This window comes from Prevotella sp. oral taxon 475 (assembly GCF_018127805.1).
Classification (GTDB): Bacteria; Bacteroidota; Bacteroidia; order Bacteroidales; family Bacteroidaceae; genus Prevotella.
Genome location: NZ_CP072334.1, coordinates 801658 through 816840, shown reverse-complemented (window position 1 = coordinate 816840; position 15183 = coordinate 801658). Strand labels below are relative to the sequence as shown.

The 15183-nt window shown below is 49.5% G+C and carries 18 protein-coding genes; 11 read left to right on the top strand and 7 right to left on the bottom strand.

The genetic code is table 11. From position 1 onward, the window contains the following. Positions 1-6: 6 nt before the first annotated feature. From J5A66_RS03150 to J5A66_RS03140, 3 genes are all read left to right on the top strand, one after another. A complete protein-coding gene (locus tag J5A66_RS03150; protein WP_211791001.1) occupies positions 7-969 on the top strand; it encodes a type I phosphomannose isomerase catalytic subunit in 963 nt (320 codons plus the stop codon). Positions 970-1464: 495 nt separating this feature from the next. Next, positions 1465-3000, top strand: a complete 1536-nt coding sequence (locus J5A66_RS03145; protein WP_211791000.1) for a leucine-rich repeat domain-containing protein — start codon at positions 1465-1467, stop codon at positions 2998-3000. A 19-nt stretch (positions 3001-3019) separates the two neighbouring features. Continuing rightward, positions 3020-3220 (top strand): hypothetical protein, encoded by a 201-nt coding sequence (locus J5A66_RS03140; RefSeq protein ID WP_211790999.1) that lies wholly within the window; start codon positions 3020-3022, stop codon positions 3218-3220. 509 nt (positions 3221-3729) lie between these two features. Here the strand turns inward: J5A66_RS03140 and J5A66_RS03135 are convergent. The 7 genes from J5A66_RS03135 to J5A66_RS03105 all read right to left on the bottom strand — a co-directional run bounded on the left by J5A66_RS03135 (position 3730) and on the right by J5A66_RS03105 (position 9988). Further along, positions 3730-3876, bottom strand: a complete 147-nt coding sequence (locus J5A66_RS03135; RefSeq protein WP_211790998.1) for a hypothetical protein — start codon at positions 3874-3876, stop codon at positions 3730-3732. 697 nt (positions 3877-4573) lie between these two features. Next, entirely contained in the window at positions 4574-5398 is an 825-nt protein-coding gene (locus J5A66_RS03130; protein ID WP_211790997.1) for a zinc ribbon domain-containing protein, read from the bottom strand. A gap of 2 nt (positions 5399-5400) precedes the next feature. Next, positions 5401-6216, bottom strand: coding sequence for a Nif3-like dinuclear metal center hexameric protein (locus J5A66_RS03125; RefSeq protein ID WP_211790996.1), 816 nt, complete (start codon positions 6214-6216; stop codon positions 5401-5403). Positions 6217-6336: 120 nt separating this feature from the next. Next, positions 6337-8310, bottom strand: a complete 1974-nt coding sequence (locus tag J5A66_RS03120) for a tetratricopeptide repeat protein (protein ID WP_211790995.1) — start codon at positions 8308-8310, stop codon at positions 6337-6339. A gap of 204 nt (positions 8311-8514) precedes the next feature. Beyond that, positions 8515-9069 (bottom strand): peptide deformylase, encoded by a 555-nt coding sequence (def, locus tag J5A66_RS03115; RefSeq protein WP_211790994.1) that lies wholly within the window; start codon positions 9067-9069, stop codon positions 8515-8517. Beyond that, a complete protein-coding gene (gene ruvX / locus J5A66_RS03110) occupies positions 9066-9485 on the bottom strand; it encodes a Holliday junction resolvase RuvX (RefSeq protein WP_211790993.1) in 420 nt (139 codons plus the stop codon). Before ruvX ends, def begins: the two co-directional genes overlap by 4 nt. Positions 9486-9493: 8 nt before the next feature. Then, the gene (locus tag J5A66_RS03105) at positions 9494-9988 is read right to left on the bottom strand and encodes an SPOR domain-containing protein (RefSeq protein ID WP_211791414.1); all 495 of its coding nucleotides are present in this window, start codon (positions 9986-9988) and stop codon (positions 9494-9496) included. 531 nt (positions 9989-10519) lie between these two features. Between J5A66_RS03105 and J5A66_RS03100 the strand changes: the two genes are divergently transcribed. The 8 genes from J5A66_RS03100 (at position 10520) to J5A66_RS03065 (ending at position 15069) form a co-directional block, all read left to right on the top strand. Next, positions 10520-10741 carry a YtxH domain-containing protein gene (locus tag J5A66_RS03100; RefSeq protein WP_211790992.1) on the top strand — a complete coding sequence of 74 codons (222 nt, stop codon included), beginning with the start codon at positions 10520-10522 and terminating at the stop codon, positions 10739-10741. An 8-nt stretch (positions 10742-10749) separates the two neighbouring features. After that, positions 10750-11097, top strand: a complete 348-nt coding sequence (locus tag J5A66_RS03095) for a phage holin family protein (RefSeq protein ID WP_211790991.1) — start codon at positions 10750-10752, stop codon at positions 11095-11097. Between the two features lie 2 nt (positions 11098-11099). Continuing rightward, the gene (locus J5A66_RS03090; RefSeq protein ID WP_249110015.1) at positions 11100-11378 is read left to right on the top strand and encodes a hypothetical protein; all 279 of its coding nucleotides are present in this window, start codon (positions 11100-11102) and stop codon (positions 11376-11378) included. Positions 11379-11544: 166 nt separating this feature from the next. Next, the gene (locus J5A66_RS03085) at positions 11545-11796 is read left to right on the top strand and encodes a hypothetical protein (RefSeq protein ID WP_211790990.1); all 252 of its coding nucleotides are present in this window, start codon (positions 11545-11547) and stop codon (positions 11794-11796) included. Then, positions 11793-12068 carry a Txe/YoeB family addiction module toxin gene (locus tag J5A66_RS03080; RefSeq protein WP_211790989.1) on the top strand — a complete coding sequence of 92 codons (276 nt, stop codon included), beginning with the start codon at positions 11793-11795 and terminating at the stop codon, positions 12066-12068. The genes J5A66_RS03085 and J5A66_RS03080 overlap by 4 nt, the downstream gene beginning before the upstream one ends. Before the next feature lie 270 nt (positions 12069-12338). Beyond that, entirely contained in the window at positions 12339-12887 is a 549-nt protein-coding gene (gene rfbC / locus J5A66_RS03075) for a dTDP-4-dehydrorhamnose 3,5-epimerase (RefSeq protein ID WP_211790988.1), read from the top strand. Positions 12888-12913: 26 nt separating this feature from the next. Beyond that, positions 12914-14233, top strand: a complete 1320-nt coding sequence (locus J5A66_RS03070; RefSeq protein ID WP_211790987.1) for a UDP-glucose/GDP-mannose dehydrogenase family protein — start codon at positions 12914-12916, stop codon at positions 14231-14233. Between the two features lie 32 nt (positions 14234-14265). Then, on the top strand, positions 14266-15069 hold the full coding sequence (locus tag J5A66_RS03065; protein WP_211790986.1) for a DUF4738 domain-containing protein: 804 nt from the start codon (positions 14266-14268) through the stop codon (positions 15067-15069). The last annotated feature ends 114 nt before the right edge of the window (positions 15070-15183 follow it).

The window sequence follows — 15183 nt, the reverse complement described above, 5'->3', positions numbered from 1 at the left end:
TATCACATGCAACCATTCAAATTTAAACCGCTACTCAAACAAACGATTTGGGGCGGAAACAAGATCGTTCCCTTCAAACATCTCAACTCCCCCCTGCAAAGCGTGGGCGAAAGCTGGGAAATATCCGGCGTGCCCGGCGACGAAACTATCGTGGCTGATGGCGAATACGCTGGCAAAAGCCTCAACGACGTTCTGAAAGAACTACAAGGAAAGCTCGTTGGTGAAAAGAACTATGCCCGCTTCGGCAACGAGTTCCCACTGCTTATCAAGTTCATCGACGCCAACGACGACCTATCCATTCAGGTGCATCCCACCGACGAACTGGCACAGAAACGGGGCAAAAGTCGGGGCAAAACCGAGATGTGGTACGTGATGGATTCTGCTCCCGAAGCCTATCTCAACTGCGGACTCAAAACTGCCATTACTCCCCAGCAATACAAGGAAATGGTGGCCGACAACACCATCTGCGATGCCATCAGCCACTATCCCGTTAAACGCGGCGATAGCTTCTTCATTCCCGCTGGTCGTATCCACAGCATCGGCAGGGGCTGCTTCATTCTCGAGATTCAGCAAACCTCCGACGTCACCTATCGCATCTACGATTTCAACCGCAAAGATAAAGACGGCCATACTCGCGAACTGCATACCGAAGAGGCCGCCGAATGCATCAACTACACGGTGGAAGAGAACTATCGCACCAACTATGTGCCCGTAAAAAACATGGCCGTGAACCTCGCCACCTGTCCTTTCTTCACCACCAACCTCTACGATCTGGATCAACCCATGACGATCGACCTATCACAACTCGACAGTTTCGTTATCCTTATCTGCACAGACGGTAAAGGGACGGTTACCGATAACGAGGGTCACGTCGTGGAAATGCAAACCGGCGACTCGATTCTCCTCCCCGCCACCACACAGCACGTCAAAGTGGAAGGCACCATCGAACTGGTGCAAACCTACGTATAAAGAGGAAGAAGACTGAGAAAAAAGGGATTGTTCGCCGATAGGCTGTCGGCAAGCAATCCCTTTTCTTCTTTTCTTTCCTCCCCTCATATTTGCTCATTTCAAAGGAATGTGCTACCTTTGCCGCCGTGTTTGAGGCTATATCGCAAAGGATATATATTATATAATGTGTAGCGTACATATACATACAGGTATAACAGCGGGGCAGAAAAGGGCGAACTTTTCTGCATCTTTTAACGCCCATTGTTTGGTAGTGTCGCAGGAATTCGCTACCTTACACACACACACACACACACACACACACACACACACACAATGTTCGCACCTATTGTAGTGTAACACTTTTTAGCTTTCTCTTACGCGCGCGCGAGGCGAGCGCAACCCCTATAGGCAAAGGGCTCTTCGGAGTTCCCTTTGCTTCTCTTTTCGTGCCCGCTGCCCGCGGTGGAGAAAGGAGAAATAACGCCGATTTTTTCACCCTTTAAATATTAGAGATTTATGAAACAGACTCTTACTTTTTTACTTTTGCTCGCGGCACTGCTCGTGCCCGGCAACGCATCAGCGCAGACCCACAGCGTCGTTTCCGAGGGGCTTACCCTCCTATTTACCGTCAGTGGCAATGAAGCGACCATCACCGGTACGCCGAATAAAATCAATAACCCACGACAACCCCTTGGGAGTGGCGGCTATGATTTGACCAACGGTGGTATTGTTAATATTCCGGCAATTGTAAGTGTGGGAATAAATAATTATACCGTAACAACAATAGGTTCGCAAGCTTTTATGGATTGCAACATTACCTCTTTAACTTTACCCTCTACTTTGAAGGAGATTAAGATGCAGGCTTTTGCCTCTTCTCGAGGAGGTTGCGATCTTGCTTTTGATGATTTAGTTATCCCTGCCAGTGTGCAAAGATTAGAAAATGATTGTTTCTTTAATCAGCGAATCAAACATCTATCTTTCGAAACAGGCTCTCAACTCTCTTATATAGCCAGAAAAGCCTTTGGAACTTATCGTCCAGCATCGTCGATGTGGGATAATACTTTTACGCAGTCAGCTGAATATAACATTGAATACTACGACTTTTCTAATACACAATTAACCAAAGCGACTTTTGGAGGCCCATTTCAAAATCAACAGTTCTTTATGTTCCTGCAATTACAAGGAAAAATCTTAATGTATCTTCCCGCTACATTCGATGTTTATCCTTGTGGGCTTTTAAATGATAACATGGCTGGTGGAAACGTAGATCAAACCGCAGACGAAACCAACATCGTGCGTGCCAACGGTTATTGCGACAACCTGCTCATCAGCGACGATATGTCGTTCCGCGCTCCCCACGCCTTTACGGCCAAGAAGGCAACGTATAACCGCACCTTCAGCAATGTGGCGGGCAAGGCTGTGAGCACGCTCTACCTGCCTTACCCCACCGATCTGCCCACGGGCATGCAGGCCTATGAACTCACCCATAGAGGTGTTGATGCCGGCGGCGATAAAGCCTTCTGTTTCTCGCCCGTACCGCTGGGAACGCGCCTCTCAGCCAACAAACCCTATCTCGTGCGCATCACCGACGGACAGAATCACACCCTGCCCGAGATGCAGAACGTGCAAGTGCCCGTGACACCAGATATTGAAACATCTGCTTTGGTGGCCTCTTCTGACAGTGATTGGAAGTTCTACGGCACGACTGAATTTATGGGCAATACCGCTGCTTATGCCAAAAAGGCCTACTATCTCAATGGCAACAAGTGGTGGGCGGTGCAAAGCGGTGTGACCAACGACTACATCGCGCCCTTCCGCTGTTTTATCTCCAGTCCCAACGGCACCACGCCGGCCAAGAGTTTCCTGATGGTGTTAGACGATGATCATACCACCACCGACATCCATCAGCTCGAAAACGAGACGGAGCAAGATGTGAAAAGCGGCCGTCATACGTTCTATTCTATCGACGGTAAGCGCATGGGCACCAATTACGATGCCCTCGAGCGTGGCCAGATGTACATCGTAAACGGCAAGAAATTCTATAAATTTTAATCTTTAGGAGGAACCAACAATGAAAAGACAAACATATATCCGCCCCATCACAAGCGTACTGAACACCGTCTCCGAAGGCTTCTTCTGCCTATCCATCCCCATTGGTCAGGGTGGTGGCCCTGGCGGTGGCGGGCAAGCCAAGGATGGATTCTTTGAAGAGGAAGACGAAGAAACATTCGAATCCTCGGAAGAAAAGCCCTGGGGAGAGGTGAGTTATTAGGTTCTGACGGAATACTCTTCTGACGGAACCATCTGCAGAATCGCTGCGTGCCATCACCATTAAAAATAGCAGAGGTGACTTCCCGATGTGCGGGAGGTCACCTCTTGCGTATCGGGAGATCATCTCCTGCACATCAGGAGGTCATCTCCCGCGCATCATGAGGTCATCTGCCATACATCGAAATAGCATTTGTCATACATTGGTAGACCATTTGCCATGCATCTGGAGGCCATCTGCCATATATCGAAATAGCATTTGTCATACATTGTAGACCATTTGCCATGCATCTGGAGGCCATCTACCATGCATTAAATCGTATCTACCACCTATTGGGACATTGTTCGTAAACAACCCTGTAAGGGTTGGTCCGTTGGTAGAGCAGGGTTGGCGAGTGAAACGAGCCTACCCTGTTTAAGCAGCACCCACCCATAACAACCCCAACGGGGTTGGTCTGTTTTTGCTGAAAAGTCCTCTAACTCAGGAGATCAAAATAATCTCTCCAACCCGCCTCACTTAAGGGATTTAAACAGACCAAGACCTATGGCCTTGCTTTCTCTTTGCACGTCGTAGACAGGGTAGGCTCGTTTCACTCGCCAACCCTGCCCTGCCAACAGACCAACCGCTACGCGGTTGTTAGCGCGAGGGGTGTTTGGCATCTGTTCTGAATAAGTTGTCAATGGGTCAATCACTATGCGATAGAGGAGAGACCAAGACCTACGGCCTTGTTTTCTCTTTGCATATATTTTTGCCTCCGCGACGGTTTTGAGCGACTCAGTAGCATCATTTTTGCCTCCGCAGCGGTTTTGAGCGACTCAGTAGCACCATTTTGGTCTCCGTGGCGGTTCTGAACAGTTCAGTAGCTCCATTTTTGCCTCCGCGACCGTTCTGAACAGTTCAGTAGCTTCCGCAGATGGTAGACAGGGTAGGCTCGTTTCACTCGCCAATCCCACCCTATCAACGGATCAACCTCGTTGGGGTTGTTTGCGCAAGCGATGTTTGGCATTTATTCTGAACAAGTGGTCAACAGACCAATCACTATGCGGTAGACTGTGCACAGCAACACTATAAAACACAAGAGATGCTTCTCAATGTGCGAGAGGGTATCCCCCCGGCATGGAAGACTCTTTGCGCAAACAACCGCATGTGGCTCTTCTCTGAAAAACGAGAAAGAAGCCGCTATAGGATTGTGGTGAGGAGCGAATTGGCATGCCGATTAGGACTCAGGGAGAACAGACATAGCGACAGAGCTGTCGATAGCGTTTTGTGAACAAAGAAAAAGGATATGCCAAGGCATATCCTTTTTGTCAGAGGGAGGGGAAGCGCGAAGCTCCCAATGGTATGAGGCAAGGGACGTTATTCGGCCTCGTCTTTTGTCTTCTTGATGGCCCGCTTGCGCTTGGGTTTCTCCTCAACGGCCGGTTTTTCGAGTTTTACGCCAGCGAGCTCGGGATCTACAATAATGCGACCGCAATATTCGCAGACGATGACTTTTTTGTGCATCTTGACATCAAGTTGACGCTGAGGCGGAATCTTGTTAAAGCATCCACCGCAGGCATCACGCTGAACATAGACGATACCCAGTCCGTTGCGAGCGTTTTTGCGGATACGTTTAAAGCTGCTCAATAGGCGCGGCTCGATTTGTGCTTCCAGATGGTGAGCTTCCTCTTTGAGGCGCTCTTCCTCCTCTTTGGTTTCGAGCATAATCTCGTCGAGTTCGCTTTTCTTGAGCGTCAGGTCGGCTTTGCGCTCTTTGAGGATGGCCTCATTGTTTTGGAGATCGTGCTTGCACTCGTCGATGCGGATGAGAGCCTCTTTGATTTTTTTGTTGCAAAGCTCGATTTCGAGGCTTTGGAATTCGATTTCCTTGCTCAGTGTGTCGTACTCGCGATTGTTCTTCACCTCGTTGAGTTGCTGGTTGTAGCGTTCAACGCTGGCTTGTGCCTCGGCTATTTCGGCTTTTTTCTGCGACACGGCAGCGGTGAAGTCGTTCATCTCGTTACGAATTTTCTCAATGCGGAAGCCAAGGCCTTCAATCTCGTCTTCCAAGTCCTGTACTTCCAGCGGCAGTTCGCCTCGCAGGGCACGCTTCTCATCGATGGAAGAGAGCGTTGTTTGCAGTTGATAAAGAGCCTTCAGTTTCTCTTCAACCGTGAGTTCGGTGGGTTCTTTTTTTGCCATAATTATAAATAGATGATGGGATTGGTGTGGGTTTGCGCGAGGTGACACGCTACGCCCGGACACTGCTCCCGGATAATGGATTGGAATATCTCGTTGGTGAATTGTTCGCTTTGATAATGGCCGATGACGGCTATTTGGATGCGCTGTTCGTAGCCGAAGTATTCGTGATAGTGCATTTCGCCCGTGACGAAGGCATCGGCTCCGGCGGCAACGGCTTGAGAAAGCAGGAAAGCACCTGATCCTCCGCACAAGGCCACTGTACGAATGGGGCGACGGAGCAACTCGTTGCACATCGCACTCTCCACGTTGAAGCGGTGTTTGAGCCGTTGCACGAAATGAAGAGCGGGCAGCAGCTCCTCCAACCGACCGATGACGCCGGGTGCACCCTCGACGATTTGCTCCCGACCGGATTGATCGGCACAGCGAACCACCTTTTTCGGTCCGAAGAAGTCTACATCGACGAGCCCTATTTTCTCGGCTATTTTGAAGTTGACACCACCGCGGGCATTGTCGATATTGGTGTGCATCGAGAGGATGGCAATACGATTTTGTATGGCTTTGATCACTGTTCGCTGAACAGGATCGGCATCGGTCACTTGCGCCAACTTGTGGAAGATGAGCGGGTGATGAGAGACGATGAGGTTGCAGCCCAAGGCAATGGCCTCGTCTACGATCAATTCGTTCACGTCCAGACACAATAAAGCCCCTGATACTTCCGTCTCTGTTAATCCGATCTGCAAGCCGGCATTGTCGAAGCCTTCTTGTAGGGGCAGAGGCGCGAATTGTTCAAGGGCGTTAAGCACTTCTTTAATCTTCACGCTACATGATTGCTTTATGTGGTTGAGATGTGCAAAGTTACGACAAAACATCTATTTCCTGAAGGTGCGGCGGGATTTATTGCAGATTTTTAACCACATGTAGCACTGTGGGAAGAGAGGTTATTTGCCGGTGGAACGGTTTTGCTTAATGATGCTATAGGCCGAGTAGAGGCCGAGTTCTCCGGCTTTACTCAAATCTTTGATGCCGCGAGATCTGTCGTTTTGTTTCAGATAGGCCATGCCGCGGTTGTAATAGGCCTCGGCCAAGCGAGCATCGTTCTTGATGGCGAGCGAATAATGAGCGATGGCTTTGTCGTATGCACCTTGCGAAGCATAGAGATTGGCACGGTCGAAATAGAGATAAGCATTGTGCCGTTGCAGGGCGATGGCCTTTGAGAAGTCGGCTTGTGCACCGGCTTCCTGTAGCTTGATATCGGTTCCGGTAGAGGCTTTGTAGCCGTTCATGAGCACCTGACAGACAGCGCGATGCCAATAGCCGAGCGAGGAAGTGCTGTCGAGCCCGATGTAGGTGTCGAGGTCGGCGATGGCGGCATCGTAGTTTTGCAACATGCTGTAGGCCACAGCACGCTGAAAAACAAGGCTTTTCAAGCGTTCGCCGTCATGTTGAGCGGTGAGCAGAGCAGAGAGCGTGTCTGTTAATTGAAAATAAAATTTAGACTGTTCGGCCGTGAGTTGTTCCGCTCCGCAGGCCAGATAGAGCGTATGGAGCGGTCGGTGGGTTCGGTTGAAGTTCTCCACCTCGCGGTCATAGGCCTGATACGACTTGATGCCATTGCTGTAAGGCAAGAACGAAAGATGGAACATGGGCATGAAAGCGGCCTGGACAGCGTTGTTTTGCACGCGTCCACGGTAACGACTTTGGTATTCATGTGCCACCTCGTTCTCGTCGGGCACGACCATTTGGTTGTATTTCTCGAGGTTGATTTCACTGCGTTTGCGCACCGCCTGTAGCTTACTCTTCGTCCATCGGGGTTGAAGTCCGAGGCGTTTGTCCATCTGCGCCTTGAAGATTTTGAACTCATCTTGTTCGGCTTTGGCCGTCAGACCCAGTCGGCGGTAGCAACGGGCACGATAAGAAAGCCCCGTCCAAAAGTTGGGGAACTGACGAATCACCCGCGTATAGTCGTCGATGGCAGCGCGCAGATTGCCTGTTTTGTCCTGCAGAATGGCGCGATTGAAGAGAGCCATCACGTTGTTGGGCTCCATACGGACAACGTAATCGAAGTCGGCAATGGCCCGGTTGTCGTCACCGAGCTGCATACGAAGCAGTCCGCGGTTGTAATGCCCGAGAAAATTGTTGGGTTCCAGGTCGAGCGTCATGTCGTAATCGGCCATCGCTCCGCGCAAGTTATTGAGATTGATGCGGGCAATAGCGCGGTTGAGGTAATTGTCTACACTCTTGGGCTTGAAGTGAATGGCTTTCGATAGGAAAGAGTCGGCCTCTCGCCATTGCTTTCTCGAAAGACTGATGTAGGCACGCATCGTCCAGGAAGCAGCGTCATAGGGGTCGAGTTTCAGGCCTCGGTCGAGCCATTCGGCGGCCTTCAGCGTATCTTTTTCTTGTAAAAAAGCCTCGGCGTTCAACGTGTAGGCATTGGCATCGTTGGCCCAACGTGCCACCATTGAGTCAATGTCGCGGTGTATGGCTGCGTAATCCTTGTTGTTCATGCGGCAAGCCGCGCGGTTATACCAGTAGTTTCTGTTGGTGGGTGCCAGACGAATGGCATGGTCGTAATCCTCTATCGCCTTGTCGTATTTCTTCTGTCGGATGCGGGCAATGGCTCGCAGGTCATAGATATCTTCAATGTAAGGATTCAAGGCGATGGCTTCGTTGGCATCCTCTTCTGCTCCGACGTAGTCGTCGAGATAGAATTTGGCAATGGCGCGATACTGCCAGGGTTGGTAGAGATAGGGTTTGAGCGCGATGATTTGGTTGAAATATTGCATCGACAGCACATAATCCTCGTAGTGAAGGGCTATCTGACCGCTCGTCATCAGCCGTTCTACGTTGAACTGGGCATGAGCGAACAGTTGAAATAACGAGAAAACAAAGAGGATGAGCTTACGATGCATAAGACTGAAGCGTTGAGAGGTGAAAGAGTTAAAGACTGAAAGACGTTGCGATAGAACCTTCTACTCTGGTGGCATTGGCAGATGAACCGAGGGCTTTTGTTCAGACAAATGAGCCATGCAAACCTGCTCAAAGCGTCGCCGCCACGGAACTCTTAGCGAAGAGGAAAGACAAAACGCACTTTCTGAGCAGCAAAAAAAGAAAGTTTATTTCTTGGTTCTGTATCTGCATTGGAATCTTCCCTGCAAAAGGGCTTTGAGCTTATTGCGAAGGATTTGCCTGCGGAAAGGCGAGAGATGGTCGATAAAGAGTCGGCCGTCGAGGTGATCGATCTCGTGTTGCAGCACGCGTGCAAGGTAGCCCTCCACCCATTCGTCATGTGTTTGAAAAGCTTCGTCTACGTATTGCACCCGGATGCGAGTGTGGCGTGTTACGCGTTCGTGAATGCCCGGCAAAGAAAGACAACCCTCTTCCAGGGTTTCCTTCTCTGAAGACTCGTCCACTTCAACGATGTGCGCATTGATAAAAGCCCGCCGGAAGCCTGCATAGACGGGGTAGGTGTCGGACAAGGCATTGAGATCGATCACTAACAGACGGATGTCGAGGCCTATCTGCGGGGCCGCCAGTCCGATTCCATCGCTGGCATCCATCGTTTCCAGCATGTTTTGTATCAACTCTTGCAGTCCGGGATAGTCGAGAGGGATGTCTTGCGCCTCTTTTCTGAGCACCGGCTGACCATATATGTAAATAGGTAAAATCATCTTTTTCTCTTTGATTCCAAATAACTTTGCAGAATGATCGTGGCACTTATCTCATCTACCAAGGCCTTATCGCGGCGCGCCATCTTCTTCAGTCCGCCGTCGATCATGGCCCGATGAGCCAGCACAGAGGTGAAACGCTCGTCGTAGAACACGATGGGAACAGACGGACAGGCCTTTTTCCAACGTGCAGCAAACTGATGCACGCGTTCGTAGTTCTCGCTTGGGCGGCCATTGGGTTGTCGCGGGTCGCCTAGGACGATGAGTTCTACTTCTTCTTTTTGAAGATATTCCAACAAAAAGTTCACCAATGTAGACGAAGAAACTGTTACCAATCCGTTACAGATGATCTGCAACGGGTCGGTAACAGCGATCCCTGTTCTTTTCTTTCCGTAGTCTATGGATAGAATCCTTGCCACTGTGCTGCTTACTTTTTGAAAAGCAACCAAGCGTCGGGATAGGTAGAACGGAACTGGTTTCTGGAGTTAACAGCATCGGCCTTCGAAGCAAAGGTAGATGCGATGACGCGATACATGCCGCGTTCGGAGTTATAAGCCACCTGGGCATTGTAGCCGGCAGCCTTCAAGGTGTTGAATAATCCCTCGGCATTGGCACGAATCGAGAACGAGCCCACCACTACACTGTAGTCTTTAATACCCGAACCATTGACCACCGTCACGCTTTCCTGACGCACAGTGGCATTATCTACGTTGTCGACCACCGTTGTTTGCGTTACAGGTGTTTCTACCACCGGTGCCACAACCGGTGCATAAGCCTGCACTTCCTCGGCGGGTTGCACCTGTTGTTCTTGCGCTTTTGCCTTTTCGTAGGCCTTTTTATAAGCACTTTCCTTGCTTGAACCACAGCTTGAGAGAACAAATGCTGCGCACAAACCGGCGCATAAAATCACACTCTTATTCATCATTGTCCACATTTTAGGATTAAACTTCATATTTCATTTGATCATCCCCATTCATGGCAGAGAAGAGAGAGCGGAATGCCTTTTGCCATCCTCTTCTTGCGAGGTATGGGAAATAAGCTTTTCCATCTCTTAGCTTTTGGGGTCCATTTTCTTAGCTTTTGCAGGTCAAAAGCTTAGCTTTTACGCCTCAAAACCTTAGCTTTTGCAATACGTTTTCCCGAACTCCTATGAATCAAAGAGTTACGAGCGTGTTGCCTACAACCAGCTTTGGAAACCCACTTCCTCTCCCCATCGGGGCATTTGTTGGATGGGCGAAATTACAAAATATATGATAAAAAGGGGGAACGGAAGCGCATAAAGTTTGTTAATTCAGACCGATACGCACTTTTTAACATAAAAAAGACAGCAAAAACTTTGCACAACTACCTCCTTTTGACTACATTTGCTACAGACTAAAGTACCGCTGCTCGGAGCAAGAGTTTCTTGTGGCGGAGGTCGATATTTCAATCATCAACAAATAAAATAAGAAAAATGAAAGCATTAGGTTACATCGGTGCCTTCCTTGGAGGTGCCATTGCAGGTGCGGCTCTCGGGCTGCTCGTTGCTCCGGAAAAGGGTGAAGAGACGCGTTCTAAGATTACAGATGCGGTGGACGACTTCTGTAAACGGCACAACATCAAACTGAGCCGTAAGGAAATGAGCGATCTTGTCGACGACATCAAAGAGGCCGCCCCTGAAACGGTTGTTGGATAGAGACGGTTATGTTTTCTACCGATAACAACGTAGAAACGATTGGGCAGCTCGTAGAGGTGCTCAAAAATTACATCGGGCTTCAAACGGAATATGTGAAGCTCGATGTAATTGAAAAGATTGTACGCCTCATCACCGTCCTTGCTTTGGCATTGGTGCTGTTGGTGTCTATCTTGATGATTATTATTTTCGGGTCTTTTGCGGCGGTTTATGCCTTGGAGCCTTGTGTGGGCGTAGTGGCGGGATTCTGCATTGTAGCGGCTTTCTACTTCGTGCTCTTCCTGCTGATCTTCGCATTTAGAACGCAATGGATAGAAAAACCCGTGGTGAGATTTCTGGCCAGTATCTTAATGGAATGACAATGATGGAAAATAAGATGTCGGACGTGCCCGCCTACCGGTCGCTGACGCAGATAAGGGTGAGAAAAAACGCACTGAAAGAGGAACTCGAAAGTGAGGACAAGAAAATAAAAGAGCTGTGGAATCGGCTTTTTCATCCCAACGATGTCGCTGTCAATACACCATCTCAACGTCTTGTCGACTGGGTGAACACCGGTGCGGGAATCGTTGATGCGATGGTGTTGGGCTGGAAGCTCTATCGCAAGTTCAACGGTTCGTCGCTTTTTAGATTTTGGAAATAAGGATGGATTGGTGACGTAGCCAACGACGTTAAGCCCCGGGAGTATTTTCGGGCAGTTCTAATTATGGGCTTACTCCGTTCAATCAGAAGGAGGATCAAAAGTTCGTTTTGGGAGAAATGAAAGGAAAAGCTAACTTTGCACCTATTATAATAAAGGAGAAACGGTTATGAATGCATTATCAATAAAAGACTTCAGAAGTAAAATGGCCAGCTCTTTCAATCGGGTGGATGCCGGCGAAAGGGTCGTGATACGCCGCAAAAATCAGCTTTATGCCCTTGTGCCTGTAGAGGAAGACGAAGCGGACGTTACACCGGAACTGCAAAAGAAAATCGATAAGGCCTGGAAAGAACATCAGGATGGTGAAACTTTATGTTTTGCTTCGGCTAAAGATGCACAGAGGTGGATGGATGCTCTATGAAATATGCCATAGAATTTTCAAAGGATGTCTTAAGGACACTTAAGAAATGGAAGAAATCCAACCCTATTTCTTATAAGAAATTTTATTCCGTTCTTGAAGAGTTGGAAGAACATCCTCGCACTGGAACGGGACATCCCGAGGCTTTGAAAGGACATCATGACATGACGTATTCAAGACGCATCTCGGCCCATGATCGTATTATCTATTGCATTGATGACGATCAAGTGATTGTGTTGGTGGTTGCCGCAGAAGGACATTATGACGACAAATAACCGCCGGTGGAACTGCTGATGCAGTAAATCCCGATGACAGAGAAGACGAGTTGTTTTGCAGAAGAGTGCAGATGGTTTCCTGAGAAGAAGGCATCTGCACTCTTTTCTTTGAAGAAGAAACGGGCGTTTTCGGCACCCTCTGTCGGTAGACATCTGATTGAGATGGGAGAGAAGACGGGGAAACGATTTTACATCGGTGGTTGAAAAGGTTTGTTTTCTTTTGCCGTTTCTTTGTTTTATGCTATCTTTGTGCATCAAAATCACAGCAAGATGGAATATATCAAAACAGACCTTGAGGGGGTGTTCATCATTCAACCCAAGGTGTTGAACGATGCACGCGGATATTTTTTTGAAGCGTGGAAGAAGGAAGAGTTTGAAGAACATGTGGGCAAGGTGAACTTTGTGCAGGATAACGAATCGAAATCGACTCGCGGGGTCTTGCGCGGACTGCATTATCAGAAGGGCGAATTTGCTCAAGCTAAGTTGGTGCGCGTCATCAAGGGGCGAGTGCTCGATGTGGCAGTAGACCTCCGCAGGAGTTCGAAAACTTTTGGACAGTATGTGGCCGTTGAACTCAGCGATGAGAACAAACGGCAACTATTCATTCCACGCGGCTTTGCTCACGGCTTTTTAGTGCGTAGCGATGAAGCCATCTTTACATATAAAGTGGATAATGCGTATGCGCCACAAGCCGAAGCCTGCATTCTTTGGAAGGATGAAGATATCAATGTGGATTGGAACATAGACGAAAAGGAAATTGTGATGAGTGAGAAAGACTTGCGGGCGTGCTGTTTGCGCGAGGCGGAAGTTTTTGAATAGAGCATCATGAACGGAAGAAGAAAACGATGAATATTGCAATTGTCGGAACAGGATATGTAGGATTGGTGTCGGGTGCTTGCTTTGCCGACACCGGGGCAAGCGTCACTTGTGTAGATGTCGACGCAGAGAAAATCGAACGTCTGCGCCGGGGCGAAATTCCTATTTACGAGCCGGGACTCGACGAACTGGTGCTAAAGAATGTCAAGGCGGGCCGTCTGCGTTTCACTACCTCACTGGAAGAGGAGCTCAACGATCAGCAGATTGTGTTCTCGGCGGTGGGAACGCCGCCCGACGAAGACGGCAGTGCCGACCTTCGATACGTCTTGCAGGTGGCGAAGACCATTGGCGAACATCTCGATAGATACATCGTTGTGGTGACGAAGAGTACGGTTCCGGTGGGAACGGCCGAGAGGGTTCGGCAAACGATACAAGCCGAACTCGACCGCCGCGGGGTGCAGGTGAACTTCGACGTGGCCAGCAATCCCGAGTTTCTCAAAGAGGGAAATGCCATTAAAGACTTCATGAGTCCTGACCGTGTCGTGGTGGGTGTGGAGAGTGAACGGGCCAAAGAATTACTCACCCGACTCTACAAACCATTCCTCATCAACAACTTCCGAGTGATTTTCATGGACATCCCCAGTGCCGAGATGACGAAATACGCAGCCAACTCGATGTTGGCCACACGTATTTCTTTCATGAACGACATCGCCAACTTGTGCGAACGGGTGGGAGCAGACGTTAATATGGTACGCGCTGGCATTGGGAGCGACACGCGTATCGGGCGGAAATTTCTTTATGCCGGTTGCGGATATGGCGGAAGTTGCTTTCCCAAGGATGTGAAGGCTTTGATCAAAACGGCCGACGACAACGGCTATTCGATGGAAGTTCTCAAAGCCGTCGACCGCGTGAACGAACAGCAGAAACACGTCTTGTTTGGCAAGCTCTCTGCGGCTTTCGCTTGCGAGAGTCTTCAAGGCAAGATGGTGGCTCTGTGGGGACTCTCGTTCAAGCCCGAAACCGACGACATGCGCGAGTCTGCTGCCCTGGTCACTATCGCTTTGTTACAGCAGGCCGGATGTCGCATCAAGGTATACGACCCCGTAGCCATGCCCGAATGTCGACGTCGACTGGGCTCTTCTGTCCTCTATGCTACCGACCTCTACGATGCTGTGAACGAAGCCGATGCCTTACTCTTGCTCACCGAGTGGAACGAATTCCGGCTGCCCAACTGGGAGCGGATTGCTCGGTCGATGAACCGACGACTCCTTATCGATGGGCGCAACATCTTCGAAAAAAAAGAATTGGAGGGCTACGGTTTCGAATATCACAGCATTGGTCGAACATGAGAATGAGCAATTGATAATTGACAACAGTAGGAATGACAATAAGCAAGAGCAAGATAGGGTTTCTCGGTCTGGTCATCGTCCTCGCAGCCTGCAACGGTAAAGGGAGGAAACCGGCCGAGTTGCAGGAAGAAGATCGGGTGGCTAAGCAACTGTTGCAAGGCATTTGGATCAACGCGGATGATGAGAGCGTAGCTTTCAAAGTGAGCGGTGACACCATCTTCTATCCCGACACGACGAGCCGTGCCGTATATTTCCAAATCGTGAAAGATACCCTGACCATGCACGGAGTCGGCATCGTGAAATATCCTATCGTGAAGCAAGCCCCACACCTCTTCGTCTTCAAAAATCAGAATGGCGAAACGGTGACGCTCACCTTGAGCGAAGACCCTAACGATAGATTCCAGTTTGAAAACTCGCCTGCCCGGGCCCTCAACCAAAACCGACTTCTTAGGCGAGACACTGTTGTGACATGGGCTGAGAATCGCTATCACTGCTACGTGCAGGTGAACCCAACGACGTACAAAGTGGTGAAGTCTACCTTCAACGACGAGGGTGTCGAAGTTGAAAATATCTATTACGACAACATCATTCACTTGGCTGTCTTCAACGGTTCGAGGCGACTCTTCTCGCGTGACTTCCGCAAAGCCGACTTCCGAGCCATTCTTCCTGCTGCCTTCCTCTCGCAAGCCATCCTCAGCGACATGCTCTTCCGCCGCATCGACCGCGACGGCGTGCACTATCAGGTCTTCATCGGTATCCCCGATTCGCCCAGCTATTACATCGTCTCTATCACTATCTCGACCACCGGACGAATGACGATGCAGCTCGGCAATTAGCCCTCTCCCACACATTTTTTCTATCAGCAGGATGTAAACCTCAGCAAAACACCATTCTCAGAGAATAAAAAAACTCGCGCTTCCGTTGACAATGTCGACGGAAGCGCGAAAATC